23 protein-coding genes are annotated in these 21,295 nt (G+C 66.4%); 11 read left to right on the forward strand and 12 right to left on the reverse strand.

All coding sequences use genetic code 11. From position 1 onward, the window contains the following. Window positions 1-20 precede the first annotated feature (20 nt). Window positions 21-1,892, reverse strand: coding sequence for a gamma-glutamyltransferase (ggt, locus tag NO363_RS12950; RefSeq protein ID WP_256685652.1), 1,872 nt, complete (start codon window positions 1,890-1,892; stop codon window positions 21-23). A gap of 263 nt (window positions 1,893-2,155) precedes the next feature. On the opposite strand from ggt, the gene NO363_RS12955 reads away from it, so the two are divergent. After that, entirely contained in the window at window positions 2,156-2,953 is a 798-nt protein-coding gene (locus NO363_RS12955) for an SDR family oxidoreductase (RefSeq protein WP_256685654.1), read from the forward strand. Between the two features lie 47 nt (window positions 2,954-3,000). Beyond that, window positions 3,001-4,116: an ORC1-type DNA replication protein gene (locus NO363_RS12960; protein ID WP_256685655.1), complete on the forward strand. Its 1,116-nt coding sequence runs from the start codon at window positions 3,001-3,003 to the stop codon at window positions 4,114-4,116. Window positions 4,117-4,142: 26 nt separating this feature from the next. Here the strand turns inward: NO363_RS12960 and tatC are convergent, their stop codons facing one another. Further along, window positions 4,143-4,916 carry a twin-arginine translocase subunit TatC gene (gene tatC, locus NO363_RS12965; RefSeq protein ID WP_256685657.1) on the reverse strand — a complete coding sequence of 258 codons (774 nt, stop codon included), beginning with the start codon at window positions 4,914-4,916 and terminating at the stop codon, window positions 4,143-4,145. A 94-nt stretch (window positions 4,917-5,010) separates the two neighbouring features. On the opposite strand from tatC, the gene NO363_RS12970 reads away from it, so the two are divergent. Together NO363_RS12970 and NO363_RS12975 are read left to right on the forward strand one after the other, a co-directional pair. After that, entirely contained in the window at window positions 5,011-7,239 is a 2,229-nt protein-coding gene (locus tag NO363_RS12970) for a twin-arginine translocase subunit TatC (protein ID WP_256685659.1), read from the forward strand. Between the two features lie 75 nt (window positions 7,240-7,314). Continuing rightward, window positions 7,315-8,028, forward strand: a complete 714-nt coding sequence (locus NO363_RS12975; RefSeq protein ID WP_256685661.1) for a queuosine precursor transporter — start codon at window positions 7,315-7,317, stop codon at window positions 8,026-8,028. 16 nt (window positions 8,029-8,044) lie between these two features. On the opposite strand, the gene NO363_RS12980 is transcribed toward NO363_RS12975, so the two are convergent. From NO363_RS12980 to hisB, 3 genes are read right to left on the reverse strand one after another with little or no spacing between them, the layout of a single operon-like run. Beyond that, window positions 8,045-8,656, reverse strand: coding sequence for an IMPACT family protein (locus NO363_RS12980; RefSeq protein ID WP_256685663.1), 612 nt, complete (start codon window positions 8,654-8,656; stop codon window positions 8,045-8,047). Further along, window positions 8,653-9,156 carry a TrpY family transcription regulator gene (trpY, locus tag NO363_RS12985; RefSeq protein WP_256685665.1) on the reverse strand — a complete coding sequence of 168 codons (504 nt, stop codon included), beginning with the start codon at window positions 9,154-9,156 and terminating at the stop codon, window positions 8,653-8,655. Before trpY ends, NO363_RS12980 begins: the two co-directional genes overlap by 4 nt. Then, a complete protein-coding gene (hisB, locus tag NO363_RS12990) occupies window positions 9,156-9,740 on the reverse strand; it encodes an imidazoleglycerol-phosphate dehydratase HisB (RefSeq protein ID WP_256685667.1) in 585 nt (194 codons plus the stop codon). Before hisB ends, trpY begins: the two co-directional genes overlap by 1 nt. An 88-nt stretch (window positions 9,741-9,828) precedes the next feature. On the opposite strand from hisB, the gene NO363_RS12995 reads away from it, so the two are divergent. After that, entirely contained in the window at window positions 9,829-10,536 is a 708-nt protein-coding gene (locus tag NO363_RS12995) for a hypothetical protein (protein WP_256685669.1), read from the forward strand. Window positions 10,537-10,610: 74 nt separating this feature from the next. Here NO363_RS12995 and hisA read toward each other — a convergent pair whose 3' ends face one another. After that, complete coding sequence (gene hisA, locus NO363_RS13000; RefSeq protein ID WP_256685671.1) at window positions 10,611-11,336, reverse strand: 1-(5-phosphoribosyl)-5-[(5-phosphoribosylamino)methylideneamino]imidazole-4-carboxamide isomerase; 726 nt, start codon at window positions 11,334-11,336, stop codon at window positions 10,611-10,613. A gap of 113 nt (window positions 11,337-11,449) precedes the next feature. Here hisA and NO363_RS13005 point away from each other — a divergent pair, with 113 nt between their 5' ends. The 3 genes from NO363_RS13005 (at window position 11,450) to NO363_RS13015 (ending at window position 14,071) form a co-directional block, all read left to right on the forward strand. Then, window positions 11,450-12,595 carry an inorganic phosphate transporter gene (locus NO363_RS13005; RefSeq protein WP_256685673.1) on the forward strand — a complete coding sequence of 382 codons (1,146 nt, stop codon included), beginning with the start codon at window positions 11,450-11,452 and terminating at the stop codon, window positions 12,593-12,595. 56 nt (window positions 12,596-12,651) lie between these two features. Further along, window positions 12,652-13,041 (forward strand): ferredoxin Fer, encoded by a 390-nt coding sequence (fer, locus tag NO363_RS13010; protein WP_256685675.1) that lies wholly within the window; start codon window positions 12,652-12,654, stop codon window positions 13,039-13,041. Between the two features lie 334 nt (window positions 13,042-13,375). After that, the gene (locus tag NO363_RS13015) at window positions 13,376-14,071 is read left to right on the forward strand and encodes an SDR family NAD(P)-dependent oxidoreductase (RefSeq protein ID WP_256685677.1); all 696 of its coding nucleotides are present in this window, start codon (window positions 13,376-13,378) and stop codon (window positions 14,069-14,071) included. Here the strand turns inward: NO363_RS13015 and NO363_RS13020 are convergent, their stop codons facing one another. After that, a complete protein-coding gene (locus tag NO363_RS13020) occupies window positions 14,072-15,172 on the reverse strand; it encodes an aminopeptidase (RefSeq protein ID WP_256685679.1) in 1,101 nt (366 codons plus the stop codon). It abuts the gene before it with no gap. 87 nt (window positions 15,173-15,259) lie between these two features. Between NO363_RS13020 and NO363_RS13025 the strand changes: the two genes are divergently transcribed. Together NO363_RS13025 and NO363_RS13030 are read left to right on the forward strand one after the other, a co-directional pair. Further along, window positions 15,260-15,595: a DUF5783 family protein gene (locus NO363_RS13025; protein WP_256685681.1), complete on the forward strand. Its 336-nt coding sequence runs from the start codon at window positions 15,260-15,262 to the stop codon at window positions 15,593-15,595. Between the two features lie 25 nt (window positions 15,596-15,620). Further along, on the forward strand, window positions 15,621-15,986 hold the full coding sequence (locus tag NO363_RS13030; RefSeq protein ID WP_007740361.1) for a NifU family protein: 366 nt from the start codon (window positions 15,621-15,623) through the stop codon (window positions 15,984-15,986). Window positions 15,987-16,084: 98 nt separating this feature from the next. On the opposite strand, the gene NO363_RS13035 is transcribed toward NO363_RS13030, so the two are convergent. After that, window positions 16,085-17,797: a cation:proton antiporter gene (locus tag NO363_RS13035; RefSeq protein WP_256685682.1), complete on the reverse strand. Its 1,713-nt coding sequence runs from the start codon at window positions 17,795-17,797 to the stop codon at window positions 16,085-16,087. Window positions 17,798-17,913: 116 nt separating this feature from the next. On the opposite strand from NO363_RS13035, the gene NO363_RS13040 reads away from it, so the two are divergent. After that, complete coding sequence (locus NO363_RS13040) at window positions 17,914-19,380, forward strand: sulfatase family protein (protein WP_256685684.1); 1,467 nt, start codon at window positions 17,914-17,916, stop codon at window positions 19,378-19,380. Between the two features lie 24 nt (window positions 19,381-19,404). Here the strand turns inward: NO363_RS13040 and NO363_RS13045 are convergent, their stop codons facing one another. The 4 genes from NO363_RS13045 to NO363_RS13060 are packed head-to-tail and all read right to left on the reverse strand — an operon-like array spanning window position 19,405 to window position 21,277. Beyond that, a complete protein-coding gene (locus NO363_RS13045) occupies window positions 19,405-20,280 on the reverse strand; it encodes a ketopantoate reductase family protein (protein WP_256685686.1) in 876 nt (291 codons plus the stop codon). 1 nt (window position 20,281) lies between these two features. Then, a complete protein-coding gene (locus NO363_RS13050; protein WP_256685687.1) occupies window positions 20,282-20,575 on the reverse strand; it encodes a DUF7130 family rubredoxin-like protein in 294 nt (97 codons plus the stop codon). 56 nt (window positions 20,576-20,631) lie between these two features. Further along, the gene (locus tag NO363_RS13055) at window positions 20,632-20,832 is read right to left on the reverse strand and encodes a helix-turn-helix domain-containing protein (RefSeq protein ID WP_256685688.1); all 201 of its coding nucleotides are present in this window, start codon (window positions 20,830-20,832) and stop codon (window positions 20,632-20,634) included. Then, complete coding sequence (locus NO363_RS13060; RefSeq protein ID WP_256685689.1) at window positions 20,819-21,277, reverse strand: GAF domain-containing protein; 459 nt, start codon at window positions 21,275-21,277, stop codon at window positions 20,819-20,821. Before NO363_RS13060 ends, NO363_RS13055 begins: the two co-directional genes overlap by 14 nt. Window positions 21,278-21,295: the final 18 nt, after the last annotated feature.

Below are 21,295 nucleotides of genomic sequence, written 5' to 3' on the forward strand. Positions count from 1 at the left end.
GGGGTGGTCGGGGTGAGTTTTCAGAGCCCTCGCGTCGCTCCGCCGTTCCGGAAGTCCGCCGCGCCGGTGTATTCACCGGTCTCCGGGTCTTGTCGGATCGTCATGACGTTGCCGAGCGTCGTGAACGGCGAGAGCTCGTAGCCGAGATCGCGTAGCCCCTGCTGGACGTCCTCTGGCACGCTTGCCTCGGGATAGATCGCGGGCTCCGAGTTGGCGTAGAGGCGCGGTTCGGCGACCGCCTCGGCGAGGTCCATGTCGAAGTCGACGAGATTGATGATCATCTCCGCGACCGTCGTGATGATCGTCGTGCCACCGGGCGATCCCACCGTGAACAAGGGTTTCCCGTCGCGGAAGACGATCGTCGGGCTCGTCGAGCTGAGCGGCCGCTTGAGGGGTTGGACCTCGTTCGGACCGCCGGGTTCGGCATCGAAGTCGGTGATCTCGTTGTTGAGCATGAATCCGTGGCCGGGCACCATGATGCCGCTGCCGAACAGCTGCTCGATCGTGCTCGTCCACGAGACCATGTTCCCCTCGCTGTCGGCGACCGTGAAGTGCGTCGTGCTGCCGCGCGGGCTGGGAATGTACGGGCGCGGTGCGTCCTTGACTTGGGAGACGTCGTCGACAGTGAGTGGGTCGATGGCGTACGGTTCGCCGGGCTGGTAGCTCCACGGCTCCCCCGGCTGCTGGGTCTTGGTCGTCACCCCGCCGCCCTCGATCGTCGCCCGGCGCTCGCCGAGATACTCCTCGTCGAGCAGCCCCTGCCACGGCGCATCGACGAACTGTTTGTCGCCCATGTACTCGCCACGGTCGGCGTAGGCCAGTTTGTACGCCTCCGCCAGCAGTCGGTAGAGCTCGATCGACTGTCGATCGTACCCCGCGAGATCGAACGGTTCGAGCAGCGAGAGGATATGCGCGATCGTCAGCCCGCCGGAGCTCGGCAGCGGCTGCGTTCGCACCGTGACGTCGCCGTATTCGACGTACTCCGGCGTGTCGATGGTCACGTTGTACGCGCCCAGATCGGCGGGCGTCATGCTGCCGCCGTTCTTTTGGACGACGTCGGCGACCGCCTCACCGACACCACCTTTGTAGAGTGCGCCGACACCGTTCTCGGCGATGGTCTCGAAGGTCGCGGCGAGATCCGGCTGTTCGACACGATCACCGATGGCGAGCGGTGTTCCGCCGGGTGCGAACACCGAACGTGCTGCGTCGTTGAACTTCTCGTACTCCTCCTCGATCGTCCGTCCGAGGTAGTAGTCGACCCGCGTCCCGCCAGCGAGATCGATCGCGGGATCGATGAGATCGGTGATCTCCCGCGTGCCGAACCGTTTCAGTGCGATGTCGCAGGCCTTGAGCGTCCCAGGCACGCCGACCGCCTGTCCGAGCGTGATGCGCTCGTCGAACGGTATCGGCTCGCCGTCCTCGAGGAACATATCGGGCGTCGCGCCGAACGGCGCGCGCTCGCGGTTGTCCACCGAATAGAGCTCGTCCTCGCCCGCGTCGTAGACGAGCATGAACCCGCCACCGCCGATGCCCGACGTGTGGGGTTGGACGACGTTGAGCGCGAACTGGACGGCGACCGCCGCGTCGACCGCGTTGCCGCCCGCATCGAGCACGTCGGCCCCGATGGTGCTCGCCCGCGGGTCCGACGAGGCGACCATCCCCTCGCCGCTGGTGGCTGTCCCGACGCGATCGACTCGATCGCCGTCATCCGATTCGTCGTCGTGACCTGTGGCCCGATCGGCCGCAGCTGGGAACGCGCCCGCACCGAGTGCGACGGCCGACCCCTTCAGAAACGTTCGGCGTCGCGTTTCACTCCGTCCGGTGCCCGCTTCTCCCTGCTCGTCGACGGACTGTCCGTCCTCCACGCTCCTTTGGCTGTCATCGTCTGTCATTCACTTCCACCTCACGGCAGACCATATTAACGCTATTTGATGTATTACGCACTGGATGACATCGAAAACAACCCGTTCGGCGGCCATGGCCAGCATGCAGACGGACGAATCGTGGTGTGATAACGCTCCAGTTCTTGATCCCGTCGAATCGGTTCGGACTCCGTCGGATCTCGTTGCTGTCTTTGGGATCGTAGCGGGTCGATTCGTGGCTATATAAAATATCTCACAAAAAATATACACGGGTAGCTGTCCGAGGACTGATCATGTCCGATCTGTTGGACGGTCAGACAGCCGTGATCACCGGGGCAGCGAGCGGGAACGGGCGCGGCATCGCCCGGCAGTTCGCCGAGGAGGGCGCGGACGTCGTGGTCGCCGACATCCGGGAGGAGGACCGTCTCGGCGGGCAGCCGACGCACGAACTGCTCGAAGCCGAGACCGACGTTCGCGCGAAATACGTCGAGTGCGACGTGACCGACAGCGAATCGCTGGAAAATGCGGTCGGGGCGACCGAGGAGTTCGGCGGGATCGACGTGATGGTCAACAATGCGGGGATCATCGGTCCGCAGAAACCGCTCACGGAGGTCGGTTACGACGAGTACCGGCAGCTCATGGAGATCAATCTGGATGGGGTCTATTTCGGGACCCAAGCCGCAGCGGCGGCGATGATCAATCAGGAGGAAGGCGGCTCGATCGTCAACATGGCGAGCGCGGCCGGTTTCGAGGGCTACCCGAACCTCACACCGTACTCGACCGCGAAAGGCGGTGTTCGGCTGTTCTCGTACGCCGCGGCGGCCGATCTCGGTCAGCACGACATTCGCGTCAATTCGATCCATCCGGGTCAGATCGAGACCGCGATGACCGCCGAGGACATGGCACCCGACGACTCCGAGGGGAGCGAACGGACGGAGCAGGGCGATCAAGCGTCCCCTAGTATCCCGCTCGGTCGGCCCGGCTCACCCGAGGAGGTCGGTGACGTCGTCGTGTTCCTGGCGAGCGATCTCGCGAGCTACGTCACCGGCGAATCGATCCTCATCGACGGCGGACTGACCAACACCGGGTAGGACTCGCCGCCGAAGCCTTGAAATCGTCGCGGAGCGTGGTGAAAGTGATGGCCGAGGACGGCATACTCTCGTGGGACGAGTCGATCTTCCGTGACGAGCACGTCTTCGAGATCGACTACCTGCCCGAGACCTTCCGGCATCGCGACACGCAGCTGGAGGGGCTGCAGTACGCGCTCCGGCCCGCCGTCCGGGGCTCGCGCCCGCTCAACGCGATGGTGCGCGGACCGCCCGGGACGGGGAAGACGACCGCGATTCAGAAGCTGTTCGGCGAGCTCGACGGCCGGCGCGGGGTTCGAACCGTCCGCGTCAACTGTCAGGTGGACTCGACGCGCTACGCGGTCTTCTCGCGGATCTTCGAGCAGCTCTTCGAGTACGAACCGCCGGCCAGCGGCGTCTCGTTCAAGAGCCTGTTCAAGCAGATCACCGACCACCTCACCGACGAGGACGAGATCTTGACCGTGTGTCTCGACGACGTGAACTACCTCTTCTACGAGGGCGAGGCCTCCGAGACGCTCTACTCGTTACTCAGGGCCCACGAGACGCACGCGGGCGCGAAGATCGGCGTGCTGCTCGTTTCCTCGGATCTCGATCTCGACGTGATCGCCGAACTCGACGGCCGCGTCCAGAGCGTCTTCCGCCCGGAGGAGGTGTTCTTCCCGGCCTACGACGAGGACGCGATCGTCGACATCCTCGGCGAGCGCGTCGAGCGCGGTTTCCGCAATGGCGTTCTCGCACCCCCCGTCCTGGATCGGGTGGCCGCCCTCACCGCCGAGACGGGTGATCTGCGGGTCGGGATCGATCTCCTCCGGCGGGCAGGGTTAAACGCCGAACGCCGTGCGAGCGACGCCGTGGAGAGCGAGGACGTCGAGACGGCCTACGAGACGGCCAGACACGTCCACCTCTCGCGGCGCGTTCGCGGGCTGTCCGAGCCCGAGCGAACGCTCCTAACGACGATCGCCGACCACGACGGCGAGCGCGCCGGCGCGGTCTACGAGGCCTTTCAGGAAGCGACGGGGCTCGGCTACACCCGCTATTCGGAACTGGTCAACAAACTCGATAGCGTTGGGCTGGTCGACGCCGATTACACCACCGTCGAGGGCCGCGGGCGCTCGCGCGAGCTGTCGCTTTCCTACGATGCCGACGCGATCCGCGATCGTCTCTGAGGCCCGTCGTCGCTCGTGGCGCTTCGCTACTCGCTCCCCGTCCAGCGGAGTAGTAGTAGTGTGCCCTCGAACAGGGTGATCATCGTCGCCGCGACGAGGATGGGGGCCATCCCGGTCGGGTCGGGGCTGAACAGGAAGGAGAGCCCGAGAAAGGCCCCCCAGAAGTAGAGCCGTTTGCTCGCGAGCCAGGCCCGCGAGGTGACACCCATCATGATCGCGAGCATCACGAACAGCGGGATCTGGAAGACGAGCGCGAAAAAGCCCATCAGCAGCGTCATCAGCCCGAACGTCTCGGTCAGCCCGAACGCGATCGTTGTCACGCCCTCGGAGTACTGGAGGAAGTAGGTGAAGATCACGGGGAGGACGAGGTAGAACGCGAAACCGACGCCGGCGATCGCGAGGATGAGGCTCGTCGGCACGGCCGCGAGATAGTAGCGGCGTTCGTTCGGGTAGAGCCCGGGGCGCATGAACCGATAGGTCTGAAAGACGAAGAGTGGGAGCGCGATCACGAAACCAGCGAGCGATGAGACCTTGAGTCGGGCGAGAATTAGCGCGAGCGGGTCGTAGACGCGTGGTTTGGCCGCTCCTGGTCCCATCGGTCCCGGCAGCAGCTCGTACCAGATGAAGTTGATGAGGTCGTCGGCGACGGGGAAGACGATGCCGCTGACCAGCGCCATGACGACCAGCACGATCGCCAGGCGCTTGATCATCTCCTCGATGTGGTCGGCAAGCGGCATCTCGGTGTCGTCGATCGGCGCGCTCTCGCCGTCGGTGACACCCGTCCCCGTCGACTCGGCCATTCGATCGACGGTTTCGCGGTCAGCGTTGTAAGCCTTCTTCTCGCGGGCGCGACCGACAAGATTGATAACCGGGAGTCGGCAATCGTCTCGTAGGATGTCCGGAGCCGTCGACGACGACGTTCGCCGCTCGGTCGCGCGCGGACGGGAGACGCTGGGTGCGCTGCTGTCGGCCGCCCAGACGCATCTCCAGAAGGTCGCGATCGTCTTCCTCGTCGCCTTCCTCGGCTCGTTCTACGCGCTCTGGCTCTACGTCTGGGATCGCCTCAAAACCGATCTCTTCGCTCGACTGCCGCCCGCGGTCGCCAAACAGACCTCGGTCGTCGCCACGACGCCGTTCGACGTGCCGCTCCTCCAGGTGAAGATCGCGCTGTTCGTCGCCGCGTTCGTCTCGCTGCCGGTCCTGCTCTACTACTCGCGCGACGCGCTCAAGACCCGCGGCTACTGGCCGCGGATCGGCGGCCGCTGGAAGGCCGCGCTCGTCGTGGTCATCGCCGCGCTGTTGTTCGTTCTCGGCGCATCGTACGGCTATTTCGTCTTCTTCCCGCTGATGTTCGAGTTCCTCGCGTCGAACTCCGTCGCGGTCGGCTTCCAACCGACCTACTCGATCGTGCTCTGGGCACAGTTCATCCTCCTGCTCTCCATCTCGTTCGGTATCGCCGCCCAGCTCCCGCTCGTGATGACCGGGCTCTCGCTGTCGGAGATCGTCCCCTACGAGACCTTCCGCGAGAAGTGGAAGTACGCCATCGTCGCCGCCTTCGGCTTCGGCGCGCTGTTCTCGCCGCCGGACCCGTTCACGCAGGTGCTCTGGGCGCTGCCGATCATCCTCCTCTACGTGCTCAGCCTCGGCCTCACGCGCTTCGTCGTGACGCTCCAGCGCGGCGGGAGCGCCGTCAGCGTTCGCGGGGTCGTCCGCGATCGCTGGCTGCGAATCTTCGGTATCCCCACGCTGATCGCCGGCGGCGTCGCCGGTGCCATCGTCGCCGGTTTCGGCGGCTACTTCAACCAGGTGATCGTCCCACAGATCCCGTTCTTCGCGCCCGAGGAGCCGGTGTTCAAGTACATCGGTCCGCTGCTCGGCCTGCCGCGGGACGCGGCCATCGCGGTCGTCGCGACCGCGATCTTCCTCGCGCTGGTCGTCCTCGCGCTCGTCTACTACCTCTACCGCGCCATCGAGAGCGCTGCCGCCGAACCAGGTCGCCCCGACAGCCCCGCGACGATCGACGTCGGCGCGCTCGACGAGGCGGGCGTCCGGGCCGCACCGGCCGAGGCGTTCGCCGAAATGAGCGAAGAGGAGGCGACCGCACAGGCGAGCATGGCGATGAGCGACGGCGATCCGAACAAGGCACAGGCGATCCTCGATCGCTTCGACGACGCACAGACGCCGGACGACGAGGACGCCGACCAGTCGGACGAGGAGTTCCCCGACGAGTTCGAGCCGGCCGTCGAGGACCAAGAGACCGAGGAACCCGAGGGCAACGCGCTCACCCGGACGACCGCCGGGATGGTCGATTCGTTCACCGCCGAGGAGACGACCGAGGAGGACATCGGCGGCTACTACTACGACATCGCGTTCGTCCTCAACAGCCTGCGCTCGCGGGCCTTCCTCCTCTTCGGGCTGTTCATGGCCGTGCTCGCCGGTACGTTCATCTGGCTCTCGCAGGGCGGTATCGGCGGGATCCGGTCGGACTTCCTCACGCGACTGCCGGCGGCCGTCCGCCCCGAGAGCGTCGGCGTCGTCGAACTGCATCCTGTGGAGGCGCTCGTCTTCGAGATCAAGCTCAGCACCCTCCTGGCGGCGCTCGCCGTGCTCCCCTTCTTCCTCTACTGGGCGTGGCCGGCGCTCCGTGAACGTGGCCTGGCCGGCGGCGACAGACGGGTGCTGTTCGCGTGGGCCGGTGCAATGTTGGCGAGTCTCGTCGGCGGCGTCGCCGTCGGCTACACTACCGTGGCCCCCACGGTCATCTCGTGGCTTGCCGCTGATGTCGTCGGCTCGAACATGGTGGTCGCCTATCGGATCAGCGCCGCAGGCTGGCTCGTCTTCTTCACGACCGCCGGTATCGGCCTGCTCGCGATGATCCCCGTGACGATGGTGCTGTTCCATCGCGGGGGGTTGGTGCTCTACGGCGCGATGCGCAACCGCTGGCGCGAGGTGACGGTCGGCGTGTTCGCGTTCACCGCCTACGTCTCGCCGCGCGGCGTGTTCATGATGTTCATCATCGGTATCCCGATCATGCTCTGCTACGGGCTCGGACTCGGCCTGCTCTGGATATACACCCTCGGCGGGCGGCGGACGACGCGGAGCCAGCGCGAGAGCGCCGACTGACCGAACGGCCTATCTACCCGTGGCGTTCGCCTCCGGTATGACTCAGTATCCAGCAGCCACCACACGGAGGCCACGATGAGCGATCGCGGGGCCTCCGGCGTCCAGGTCGCGCTGATCGCCCTCTTTACCACGGCGCTCGTGACCGCCCAGCTCACCGCGACGAAGGTGCTCGCGTTCTCGATCCCGTTCTCGCTGCCGATCGTCGGTTCGGAGCTGATCCTCCCGGGTGCGTCGCTCGCCTACGCGCTGACCTTCCTCGCCTCCGACTGCTACTCGGAGCTGTACGGCCGGCGGTCGGCGCACGTCCTCGTCAACCTCGGCTTCGCGATGAACATCGTGCTCCTGGTCCTGGTCTGGGCGACGATCGCCGCCCCCGCCGCGGCCAGCAGCGCGGTCGATCCTGGAACGTTCGCCGCGGTGCTCGGCGCGAGCACCAACGTCGTCCTGGGAAGCCTGCTCGCCTATCTCGTGAGCCAGAACTGGGACGTGTTCGTCTTCCACCGGCTCAAGGAGTACACCGACGGGCGCGCGCTCTGGCTGCGCAACGTCGGCTCGACGGCGACGAGTCAGGCGATCGACACCGTGATCTTCGTCGGCGTCGCCTTCTATCTCGCGCCCGAACTGCTCGGCGTCGGCAGCGCGCTCCCGCCGTCGATCCTGCTCGGCCTCGGGATCGGTCAGTACCTGCTCAAACTCCTCATCGCGCTGTTCGACACACCCGCGGTCTACGCCATCGTCGGCTACGCACGCTCGCGGACGATGGCCGGGTCGACGGCTGGTGCCGACTAACCTTCTCTCCCCGCTCTCACTCGCCGTCGACCGACTCCAGCTCCGCCCGGCCGCTGGTCGCGCTCAGCAGTCGCTCGCGCAGCTCCTCGGCGTCGTCGCTCGGTACGCGTACCGCGAAACTCGCCCGCTCTTCGTACTCGGCCTGGAACTCCACGTCACTGCTTTCGAGGATCCCACGAACAGTCCCCGAGTCGTCGTAGTCGACAGTGAGACGAAGTCGTTCGTGCGGGCGCTGTTCGACGGTTCCGGCGTCGTCGAGCGCGAGCTTCACCGCCCGGCCGTATGCACGGGCGAGTCCGCCGACGCCGAGGTTCGTCCCGCCGTAGTAGCGCGTGACGACCGCCGCGACGTTCTCCAGTTCCTCGCGTTCCAGGACCGTGAGCGCGGGTTTGCCGGCCGACCCGCCGGGCTCGCCGTCGTCGCTCGCGTACTCCCTGAGCGGATCGGCGCGCACCCGATAGGCCGGCACGTTGTGCGACGCGTCTGGATGTTCGTTCTCGATAGCGGCGACGAATTCTTCGGCGTCGGCGACCGTTTCGGCGGGCGCGATGTAACCGATGAACCGCGAGCCGCGCTCCTCGAAGGCCGCCTCGCCGCGCCCCCTGACCGTGCGATAGGTCTCGCTCATTCGAGTTCGAGCTTGCGGACGAACGGGAGCTCGCGGATCTCGGTCAACACGTCACCGGGCAGCGGTTCGTCGGTGATGATCGACAGCCGCGGTTCGTCGGTGAACTCGGGGTCCTCGCTGATCGTCTGGCGGATCGAGACGTCGTGATCGGCGATCACGGTCGTGACGCGAGCGACGATGCCCACCCCTTCGGCGTCGCCGACTGCAACCGTGAGAACCGAGAGATCGAGCACCGGCGCGAGGTCCTTCAAACTGGGGACCGCCGAAATATTCTGAAAAATCGGGCGCAGTTCGTCGTCGTCAAGCAGCGTGTCGGTCGTCGAATCGACGACTCTCCTGTCGACGCCGACCTCGGTCGCGATCTGTGTGTTCGGGATCTCGATGCCGCCCGAGACCACCCGACCCTCCGAACTGACCGAGAAGCCGCGTTCGAGCAGTAGCCTGACGACCGCCTGCTGGCCCGGACTGCCAGCGAACTTCGCCATGATCTCGTCGAACATCACAGCGTGCCTTTCGTGCTCGGCGTTCCCTCACGGCGCTCGTCGGGCCGGGTGGCGTCGTCGAGCGCCCGCGCGACGGCCTTGAACAGCGCCTCGATCTCGTGGTGGGCGTTCTCGCCCGTCGCTTCAGTGTGAAGCGTCAGTCCGGCGTTCGTCGCGAGCGAGCGGAAGAAATGCGGGGCCATCGCGCTCGTGAACTCTCCGACCGTGGCCTGCGAGAACTCGCCGTCGAACTCGAACAACGGCCGGCCCGAGATATCGACGACAGCGCCCGCGACGGCCTCGTCGAGTGGGACTTTCCGATCGGCGAACCGTTGGATCCCGGCACGGTCGCCGAGCGCCTCGTCGAAAGCTGTCCCGAGCGCGATGGCGACGTCCTCGATCGTGTGGTGGTCGTCGATGTGGAGGTCGCCGTCGCAGGTCACGTCGAGATCGAACAGGCCGTGTTTCGCGAACGAGTCGAGCATGTGATCGAGAAAGCCGATGCCCGTCTCGGCGGTCGCGTCGCCGTCGCCGTCGATGGTGAGCGAGAGCTCGATGGCCGTCTCGGCCGTCTCGCGCGTTACGGTCGCGGTCCGGGGCATATCGGTGCTTTCCGGGCAGACGTAAGGCCGTTGTGCTAGCCGTCGGTCGTTCCAAACCCTTATTTTCCAGCCGACTGCCATCTGAGCTATGGATATCGACGATGGAACGAGCGACCGTAACCCGGACGACGACCGGTCCACTGCCGGTGACCGTTCCACGGCCGATGATTACTCCGCGACCGACGGCCGCTCCACGGCCGACACCACTCCGACCACCGACCGATCGACCGGCGAAACGCGCCACGAGGGTGGTGCCGGTGAGACGATCGGCCGGAGCCTCGACTCGGCGCGCGACACGCTCGCCCAGTCCGGCCCGCGATCACAGCTCACCTTCGTCATCGGGCTGTTCGGCATCGTCGGTGCCGGCTTCGGTCTGCTGGGCGTCATCGTCCTCGAACTGCTCGCCGGCGGCAGCGGTGGCGGGTTCGGCGGGGCGATCGTCGCCGCCCTGTTTCTGATCTCGGTGCTGATCGTCGTGTTGCTGACCGGTCCCGTCATGGCCGTCCTCTCCGGGCTCCGCATCGCCGAACGGTTGGACGAGGCGCGAGCGACCTATCTCACGAGCTTCATCGCCACCGCGGTCGGCTACATCGTGATGGTGCTCATCGCTGCCGTCCTTATCGGTCTCGTCGCCGGCGGTGGCGGCGGTGGTGCCGAAGCCACCGCGACCGGGGGCACGACCACGAACCCCTTCGACATCGCCGGTCTCATCGTCCCGCTGGTCGCTCTCGCCATCCCGGTCGGTCTCACCGGCTTGGCGTCGGCGTTCCTCACGCGCTGGAACGCCACTCGGTGAAACGAAGCCGTCCTCTCACTCTCGATCGCTGATTCGCTAGCCGTCGCCGTACTGACCTCGTGCCGGCGGTTCCCTCACTCGTCGAGCGCCGCACGCGCGTCGGCAAGCGTGAACCGCCCCTCGTAGAGCGCGCTGCCGACGACGACCGCGTCCGCACCCGCCCCGCGGAGCGTCCGGATGTCGTCGATCGTGCCGACACCGCCGCTGGCGACGACCGGAATCGAGACCGCTTCCGCGATCCGACGGACGCGCTCGGCTTCGACACCCTCCAGCCGACCCTCGACATCGACGTCGGTGAACAGGATCCCGCCCGCCCCCCGCTCCGCGTACTCGACGGCTGCCTCGGCGGGATCCATTCCCGTACCCTCGGTCCAGCCGGCGACGACGACCTCCCCGCCGCTGGCGTCGAGGCTGACGAGCACCCGCCCGGGGTGGGTCTCGTTGATCTCGTCGACGAGATCGGGATTCTCGACGGCTGCGGTCCCCAGAATGACGCGCTCGACGCCGCTGTCGAGCAGCGAACGGGCGTCGGCGGCGGTGCGGATCCCGCCACCGAGCTGCACGGGGACGTCGACCGCTTCGACGATGCGCTCGATCGCCCGCGCGTTCTCGCGTTCGCCCTCGAACGCGCCGTCGAGATCGACGAGATGGAGCGTGCGCGCGCCCGCCGCGACCCAGCGCTCGGCCGCTTCGACCGGATCGCCGTACGCCGTTTCGCTCCCGCGCTCGCCGCCGACGAGCTGGACGACCTGCCCGTCCTGCACGTCGACGGCCGGGATCACCTCGAAACCCTCGAACATGGGGGCTCTCCGCGAGCACCGGCCTAAATCCGTCGGAAATCGTCGTCGATAACTTACGAACTGGTTTCTCGTGGGCGAGAAAGAACTATCCGTTCGGCGTCGTATGTGGGAGCATGACACTCTCGGTTCTCTTCGTCGTCGGCCTCGGCGTCGCGGTGTTCGTCGGCTTCAACGTCGGCGGCTCGAACATCGGCGTCGCCTTCGGGCCAGCCGCCGGCGCGAGCGCGGTCTCGAAGACCGGTGCGGCGGCGCTGATGACGCTCTCTTTCTTTCTCGGCGGCTGGACGGTCGGGCGCGGCGTCGTCCGAACGATGGGCGGGCGGATCGTCCCGTCGAGCCACTTCACCCCCGAGACGAGCGTCGTCGTGCTCTTCTTCATCGGGTTCGCGCTGTTTCTCGCCAACGTCGTCGGCGTGCCCGCCTCGACGTCGATGACCGGCGTCGGCTCGATCGCGGGTCTCGGGCTGGCGAGCGAGGCGCTCGACTGGGCGACGATGACCGAAATTCTGACCTGGTGGCTCGTCTCGCCGATCGTCGCCTTCTGGGTCAGCGCCGTCGTCGGCCGATATTTCTACTCACGGCTCGCCAGCGCGCTCGCGATCAACCAGACCGAGGGTTCGCTGTTCGCACTCGATCGTCGGGGGCTGCTGCCACGGCCACGCCTCGGGGCGAACACCACCCGTCGCGAGGCCGTCGGGACGCTGTTGGTGATCGTCGTGGCCTGCTACACGGCGTTTAGCGCGGGCACGTCGAACGCCGCCAACGCGATCGCGCCGCTGGTCGGCGCGGGCACGCTCGCGATAGAGCCCGGACTGTTGCTCGTCGGCGTCGCGGTCGGGCTCGGCGCGTTCACGATCGGGCGGCGAACGATCGCGACGATGGGAGAGGGGCTCACCGAGATGCCGCTGCTCGCGGCGCTCGTAGTCGCGGTCGTGAGTTCGACGCTCGTCACGATTCTCTCGTGGTTCGACATCCCTGTCAGCGTCGTCATCATCGCCACGATGTCGATCGTCGGGCTCGGCTGGGGTCGGGCGACCCGGACCGTCGGCGAGCGCACCGACCCGCTGGCGACGGGCGGGACGTCGGTCAGCGAGGCCGTGGTGGCCGACGAAGACCTGCGTGATCCGGGGGCGACCGACGAGGCGGCGGAGCTGTTCGAACCGGCGACGACGGCGAAAGTCATCGCCCTCCAGAACCTGGTTCCCGCGATCTCGACGATCGCTGCCTACCTCGTTTTCCGGTTTCTCACGGTCTTTTGATCGATTCTGTGATCCGAACAACAACACCTAACAAGCCGGGGGGTCAACGGCGGATGATGCCCACCGTAGAATACGTCAACTACGAAGTGTTCGACGATCAGGGATGGGAGATCGAGGACGAGGACCTCTTCGAGAAGGCCGCGGACGCCGGTCTCGGCGAAGAGGATTACGGCACGATCGACGTCAACGAGTCGGAGTACATCCTCGAAGCCGCCGAGGCGCAGGGGTACGACTGGCCGTTCTCGTGTCGAGCGGGCGCGTGTGCGAACTGCGCCGCTATCGTCAAAGAGGGCGAGATCGACATGGATATGCAGCAGATCCTCTCCAACGAGGAGGTCGAGGACCGTAACGTGCGTCTGACCTGCATCGGCAGCCCGGCTGCCGACGAGGTCAAGATCGTCTACAACGCCAAACACCTCGACTACCTGCAGAACCGCGTCATATAACGCCCCACTTTTCACACGGGGGACTCGCTCGCGCCTCGCGGCGTCTGCTCGCGGGCCGTAGGCCCGCTCGCACGGATCGAGGCGGCTCTGCCGCCTCGCGGCGCTCGAACCCCGTGGAAACCCTATCCTCGTGCGTCGACAGTGAACGACGGCTCAGAAGCGCTCCGCTCTTCCGATGGCCTAACTCCCACCCGCTTGGCCGTTGGCCTGCTTGCTACCGCTGCTTTCGCTCACCGCCACCGCACAGCACCGCAGCCACCCCGCCATCGCCGCCACCCCGGTCGCTGCCGACGATCCACCGAACAGTTTTGTGACTGCGTGGTGAGTGATGGATATGACACGAACGGCCGTCATCGCGGGCGTCGGTCCCGGATTGGGTGCGTCGATCGCCCGGAAGTTCGTCGCGGAAGGCTGTGCGGTCGGTCTGTTCGCGCGCTCGGCGGCGTTCATCGAGGAGCTCGCCGACGAACTGAACGAGAACGGCGAGGCGCTTGCGGTCCAAACGGACATCACCGATGCGGAGCAGGTCGCGGCGGGGTTCGCAGAGGTCCGCGAGGCGTTCGGTGCTGTCGACGTACTCGTCAACCACGCGAGCGGCGGTGCGTGGAAGGGACTGCTGGATCTCTCGGACGAGGAGTTCGAGCAAGCCCTCGCGGTCGGCCCGCAGGGGAGTTTCCACTGCTCGCAAGAGGCCGTTTCCGACATGCTCGACAACGACGGCGGGACGGTGATCTTCACCGGTGCGACCTCATCGGTCCGGGGCAACGAGAGTGCGCTCGCCTTCTCGGCCGGGAAGTTCGCCGTCCGCGGGATGGCCGAGTCGATGGCTCGCGATCTCGGCCCGCAGGGGATTCACGTCGCCCACGTCATCATCGACGGCGGCATTCGCCCGCCCGATCGGGACATCGAAAACCCCGATGACTATCTCGATCCCGACGCCATCGCCACGAACTACTGGCAGCTCGTCGAACAGGACGAGAGCGCCTGGACGCTCGAATTCGATCTCCGCCCGCACACGGAAACGTTCTGATTACGCCTCGAAGCCGTCCTCGAACCGGAAGGTGCCGTCGCGCTGGACGACCTCGCCATCGACTTCGATCCGCGAGTCATCGCTCATGTCGACGATCATGTCGACGTGCTGTGCGCTCTGGTTCTGTTCGTTGCCCTCGCCGACGTTGTCGTCGTAGGCACGGCCGACGGCCATATGCACTGTGTCGCCCATCTTCTCGTCGAACAGCATGTTGTAGCTGAAGTGATCGATGTCGCGGTTCATCCCGATGCCCAGCTCGCCGAGGCGGCGTGCGCCCGCGTCGGTGTCGAGGATCGTCGTCAGGAGATCCTCGTTTTTCTCGGCCTCGTGGGAGATGACCTCACCCTCCTCGAAGGTGAGTCGCACGTCGGTGATCTCGCGACCACGGCGGTAGACGGGTTTGTCGAAGTGGACCTCGCCCGAGACGGAGTCAGGGATGGGGGCGGTGAACACCTCTCCGCCGGGCAGGTTGTGGCTGTCGGTGTCGTTGATCGCGTTGTTGCCCGCGATCGACATCGTGACGTCGGTCGTTTCGCCCGAGACGATCCGGACCTCCTCAGCGTCGTCGAGGATTTCGACCAACTGGGCCTGGAACTCGGCCTGTTCATCCCAGTCCTTCAGGATGGCGTCGTAGACGAAGTTCTCGTAGGCTTCGATGCTCATCTCGGCGAGCTGTGCGTTCGCCGTCGTGGGATGCTGGGTGAGCGTCCAGCGGTGGCCGAGGCGCTCTTCGAGGATCGGGCCGTGGGCCTTCTCGTAGGCCGAGTTCACGTCCGGATCGACGTCGCCGAGCTCGGTGACGTTCTCGTGGCCGCGGATGATCGCGTGGCAGTCGGCGGCCTCGACGAGCGCGCGCTGGTGGGCGGGCGTCTCGAACTCCACGCCACTCTCGTCGGCGGCGTTGAGATAGGCCCGCATCGCCCGGCCGCTGCGATTGGTCCGGATCGCGAGCGGGTGGGCACCGCGCTCGCCGGCGACCTCGTAGAGGGCGGTCACGAGGTCGTCGGCCGGCGGCTCGGACTTGATGAGGAACTCGTCGCCGGCCGCGAGATCGACGGCATCGGCGATCAGCTGTGCGTGCTCGCGGACTCGTGGGTCCATGTCTCGTCGAGCCGTGGACGCTCCAAACCAGTTTCGGAACCCGACGTCCACCGGCCCGCTTTAGTCCGTGCCGCACGTGTGCCGTGCATGACCGAGTTCAGCCCCGAGCAGTTCGAGGACAAGTACGCGAACTACTTCCCCGAGCTCCAGACCGCCTACCGCAACGCCTTCGAGTCGATGAGCGAGCGCTACGACTCCGAACTGATCCACGCCATCGACCAGCAGGTGCTCAACGAGAGCGAGCCGTTCTACGAGGAAGACGATGGTTTTCGCATCGAACTTCCCGAAAACCCCTACGATCGGCTCACGGCCATCGTCGTCGACGAGGAGAAATTCGAGGGCGTGCTCGCGGCCTACGTCGAGACGCTCGAAGCCGAACTTCGGGACGTCTTCGATCTCGATGCCGGGAGTCCAAAGGTCTAAGAAGCGTGCGAGCGTACCCACGAACATGAGCACCGAGAGTCAGAGCAGCGATGACGACCTGCGCGAGGAGATCTCGAACTTCCTCCGTCGGAACTTCCCGCAGATCCAGATGCACGGCGGCAGCGCGGCGATCCAGGAACTCGACCGCGAGTCGGGCGAAGTGACCGTCTCGCTCGGCGGTGCCTGCTCGGGCTGTGGTATCTCGCCGATGACGATCCAGGCGATCAAGAGCCGGATGGTCAAGGAGATCCCCGAGATCAACCAGGTCCACGCCAACACCGGGATGGGCGGCGGTGGCATGGGCGACGGCGGCTTCGGTGGCGGCGGCATGAGCCCCTCGTTCCCCGGCGAGACGACCGACGACGACGAAGGCCCAGAGGCCCCCTTCTAAGCCACTCCGCGGTTCCGACACACAGCCAGCGAAACGATCGACGATTTTTCGATCGGTTCTTTCCCTCCCAGTGACAACTCTCGCCACCGAGCGCCGCGTCAGTCGTCCGCGCCCCCGCCCTTCGGTTCGATATCGAGCCCGAACTCCGCGGCCTGCGTGCGCCAGAACTCCTCGTAGGCCTCCTCGGTCTCGTCGACGGTGCTCCGGCCGTCGTCGACGCGGTCGAGTTTCAGATCGACCTCTTCGAGCAGTCGGTCGCCGATGTCGCCGCTAATGACGCCGTTCTGGATCGCGTCCTGCACGGCGCTCTTCTCGCGCTGGAGCAGGCGGCGCTCGCCGATGAGCAGCTCCTCGCGCCGGAGGTCGGGGTTCTCGCGCATGAGCTGTGAGATGGCCTCGCGGAGGTCGTCGCGTTCCTCCTCGTACTCGGTGGTAAAATCCTCGTAGACGTCGGCCGGGATGTCGCCGCGGCTGTGGAGGCGGTCGGCGGCGTCGAGGGCGGCGTCGGTGGCGCGCTCGCGCCCGCTGAGCAGTTCGTAGAGCTGCTGGTCGGCCGAGCGCGTGACGATGCCCAGCCCGTTGAGTAGCCGTGGCATCGTCAGCCCCTGGACGACGAGGCTGAAGGCGGCGACACCGAAGACCATCGCCCGGAGCTGGGTGCCGAGCTCGAAGCCCGGCGGGAGTCCGAGTACGAGCGCGATCGGGATCGAGCCGTGCAGCCCACCCCAGACCATGACGTGCTGGTAGTCGAAGGGCACCTCGGTGCTCGAAAACCGGTTGACGAGCCCGGTGAGCGGGTAGACCACCACCGCACGCGCGAGGATGACGAGCACGATCGCGATCGCGATCGGGACGGCGAACTCGCCCAGCCGGCGGATCGGCGTCGTCGCGCCGATGGCGACGAAGATGAAGGTGTTGACGATGAACGCGGCCGTTTCGAGCGTGTTGAAGATCGAGAGTTTCGTCTGCGGGCTCATCGCGTACTCGACGCCGCGGTTGCCGATGAACAGCCCCGCGACGACGGTGGCGATTACGCCCGAGACGTGGAGGTAGTGTTCGGCCAGCAGGAAACTCCCGTAGGTGAGGATCAGCGTGAGGACGATCTCGGTCATGTGCTCGTCGAGGTTGACCATTACGCGATAGACCGCGTAGCCCGCGAGCAGACCGACGACCATCCCGCCGAAGCTCGTCACGAGGATGTCCAACCCCGTCGAGCCGATCTCGCGCAGCGTGAGCAGCTCCGAGATGGGCGTGCCGGTCCGCCTGGCCTCCTGGACGAGCGCCAGCAGCGCCGTGAAGACGACGACGCCGACGCCGTCGTTGAGCAGGCTCTCACCCTCGACGAGCGTCGAGAGCCGTTCGGGCGCGCCGAGCTCGTCGAATAGCGCGAGCACGCTCACTGGGTCCGTCGGGAGGATCATCGCGGCGAACAGCAGCGAAACCAGCAGCGGAAAACCGAAAGCGAACTGGCCCACGAGCCCGAGCACGAGCACGGCGAGTATCAGGCCGGGGACTGCGAGGACGAGGATCGTCACGAGGTTGTTGCGGAACGATTCGAGGTCGGTCGTCGCCGCGCCCTCGAACAGCAGCGGCGGCAGGAGCACCAGCAGGATCAGATCGTGCGAGAGCTGGATGTCGAACAGCTGGATGCCGGTGAGTGCCTGGATGATCGAGATCCCGAAGCCGGCGAGGAGGAGCGCGATCGTATAGGGGAAACGACCGATCTTGGCGACGAAGACCCCGACGCCCGCGGCGATCATGAAGACGACGAGGAGATTGACTTCGGTCGCCGCGACCGTCTGGGCCAGCATGTGGCGGGGTATTCGGCACGATCGGTTAAGCGCCTCGCCTGCGGCGGAGACGACCGGTGGACTGCCGAGCAACGGCGAACCGCGCGTATTTAGGGTCGCGGTCGTCACGGGAACGTATGAGCGATACGCCCGCGCGGAACGTCCTGTTCGTCGTCATGGACACGGTCCGCAAGGACCACCTCTCGGTCTACGACGACGAACGCGAGACGACGCCCGGACTCGAAACGTTCGCCGAGGAGGCCGCCGTCTACGACCAGGCGGTCGCCCCGGCCCCGTGGACGCTTCCTTCCCACGCCTCGATGTTCACCGGGCGCTATCCCGGCGAGCACAACGCGACCCAGGAGAACCCCTATCTCGAAGGCCACCCGACGCTCGCCCAGTCGCTCACCGACCACCGGAGCTCGTGTTACTCCTCGAACGCCTGGATCACGCCCTACACCCATCTCACCGACGGGTTCGATAGCCAGGACAACTTCTTCGAGGTGATGCCCGGCGACCTGCTCTCGGGACCGCTCGCGCGCGTCTGGAAGACGATGAACGACAACGAACGCCTCCGGCAGGCCGCCGACTGGCTCGTCAACCTCGGCAACGAGATCCACGAGTTCCTCGCGAGCGGCGAGGGAGCGGACTCGAAGACGCCCGCCGTCATCGACCGCACCATCGAGTTCATCGACGACACCGACGAGCCCTACTTCTCGTTCATCAACCTGATGGACGCGCACCTCCCCTACCACCCGCCCGAGGAGCACAAGGAGCTGTTCGCACCCGGTGTGGACTCGACGCAGGTCTGTCAGAACTCGAAGGAGTACAACAGCGGGGCACGCGACATCAGCGAGGCCGAGTGGAACTCGATCCGCGGGCTCTACGACGCCGAGATCCACCACGTCGACGCCCAGCTCCACCGGCTGTTCGAGTGGATGCGCGCCAACGACGAGTGGGACGATACCCTGGTGATCGTCTGTGCCGACCACGGCGAGCTCCACGGCGAGCATGGACTGTACGGTCACGAGTTCGCGGTCTACGACCCGATCGTCAACGTCCCGCTCATGGTCAAACACCCCAACCTCGACCCGGGCCGGCGCGACGAACAGGTCGAACTCGCCGACCTCTACCACACGGTGCTCGATCACGCCGACGCGCGCGGCAAGGGGCTCCCGCTCGACTGCGACCGATCGCTGCTCTCGGAGAGCTACCGCGAGTTCGCCGGCGGCGAGAACGCTTTCGTCGAGTACCACCGGCCGGTCGTGGAGCTCAACCAACTCGAGAACAAGGCGAGCGCCGCCGGTATCGAGATCGACGAGAATTCACGGTTTTACTCGCGGATGCGCGCGGCGCGCCGGCCCGACGGGAAATACATCCACAACGAGCGCATCGCCGACGAGGCCTACCGGCTCGACAGCGATCCCGATGAACTCGCGGATCGTACCGGCGACGAGGACCCGGTCATCGCCGAGCTCGAAAGCGCCCTCTCCGCATTCGAGCACGATCGCGACGACTGGGGAAGCGTTGAGGGCGAGGAAGTGCTCTCGGAGATGGGCGACGACGCCAAACAGCGCCTCGAAGATTTGGGCTATATCGACTGACTCTCACCGATCTCCACCGCCCGCTCAGTCGCCACGCTCGCGCGCACGAACGAGTGCGGCGAGCGTCCGGTTCACCGGCACTCGATCGTCGGCACGATCGACGACGGCACCGTTGATCGCGTCGATCTCGGTTTTCGTCCCTGCTTCGACGTCCTGTGCCATCGACGAAGTGTTTCTCGCGGTCGCTTCGACCACCGATTCGAGCGCCGCGACCGCCTCGCTCTCCGCGAGATTGACGCCCTGCTCCCGGGCGACGCGAGCGACTTCGCAGGCGGCCTCGCTGGCGATGTCCTGAAGCGGGCCATCGGCGAGCGCACCGTTTTCGACCCCGGCGAGCGCGGTCGTCGGGTTGATGCCGGCGTTGACGGCGAGCTTTCGCCAGAGGCGCTTCGGCATCCCATCGTCGTGTACGGCGTCGATATCCGCCGATCGGAGCGCCTCGACCGCGCGCTCCGCAGCCGCCGAGGGACCGCCGTCGGGCGTACCGAGCGCGATCTCGCCGATGCCGGTACACTCGACCCGTCCGGCGGCGGGGCGTCGCGCGCCGTAAGTGCAGGTGCCGGCGAGCACGGTGTCGAGCTGCGCGGCGAGCGCCTCCTCGTTGCCGAGGCCGTTCTGGAGCGAGCAGGTTATCTCTGGGTTACAGTCAGCGAGCGCGTGCCCGGCAGCGGGCGTATCGAACGATTTCACCGTGACGAGCGCGAGATCGGCCCGCTCGGGGACCATCGTCCGGGCCTCGGGCTGGGTCGTGAACTCGACGGCTCCCTCGACGGCGAGCCCCGATTCGCGGATCGCCGCGATGTGGGGGTCGCGCCCGACCAGCGTCACGCGATGCTCGCGCGCGCAGAGCCCGCCGACGAGGCTGCCGAGACTCCCCGCGCCGAAAACCAGGATCTCCACGTCAGTCTTCGGTCCAGTAGTACAGTTCTTCCTTCGCTGCGTCGCACGAGGGACAGCTGTCGGGGAGGCCGCCCTTGAGATCTCCCATCTCGCCGCACTCGCCACAGCGCCACATCAGCTCGGCCTCGCCGAGCACGTGACCCGCCCGCTCGTGTTCGACAGAGAGCGATTCGACGCCCTCGCGGGTCGTGATGAAGAAACCGTCCGTGTCGAACCCACGAACGGTCCCGAGCTTCGCGCCGTCTTCGGTGTAGACGGTCGTTCCGACCCCGACCGTTGGGCTCTCCTGACTCATAGCGGTCGTTCGTCGTCGATCGACATAAATTCCACCGGCCGATCACCCTCGATCGACTACCCGGAGCGCTCGCTCTCGCCGAACAGCTCCACGAGCACGGCCGCCCGCTCGTCGCTTGGCTCCTGGTTGCCCTCCTCCCACGCTCTGATCGCGGTCGCCGTGGTGTCGAGGTGGGCCGCCAGCTCCGTCGGATTGAGGCCGCGTGCCTGCCGACGGGAACGGAGCTCTGCGCCGAGCGGCGGGTTATGCGTCGTCATGATCGAGGAGTCGTCGCCCGACGGCCATCAACTGCTCGCGTTCGTCGGGCCGGAACTCGTACCGTTCGGGCTTGGCGACCCCGATCGTCCCTTCGACCCTGTCGTCGGCCCCGAAGATCGGCGCGGCCAGCGATCCCTCCATCCCGGTCGCCCGTGCGCCCTCCTCGGCGACGCCCGAGTCGTCGGTCTGGAGGTTGCAGACGTCGACCGGTTCGGCGCGCTCGGCGGCCAGCCCGGCCATCCCCTTGCCGATCGGGATCCGCTCGATCCGCGAGAGCACGGACTCCGGAATGTCGACCGACGCGACGAGCGTCAGTTCGTCGCCGTCCCGCCGATGGAGCGTCCCCGACGTACAGTCGAACGTCTCGACCGTCTCACGGAGGATTTCCGTCGTTTCCTCGCTGGGGTCCGATTCGATCGTCGAGGATGTGCGTTCGTCGCTCATCTTTCGCCGTTCCTACCG

Source organism: Halococcus qingdaonensis, assembly GCF_024508235.1.
GTDB lineage: Archaea > Halobacteriota > Halobacteria > Halobacteriales > Halococcaceae > Halococcus > Halococcus qingdaonensis.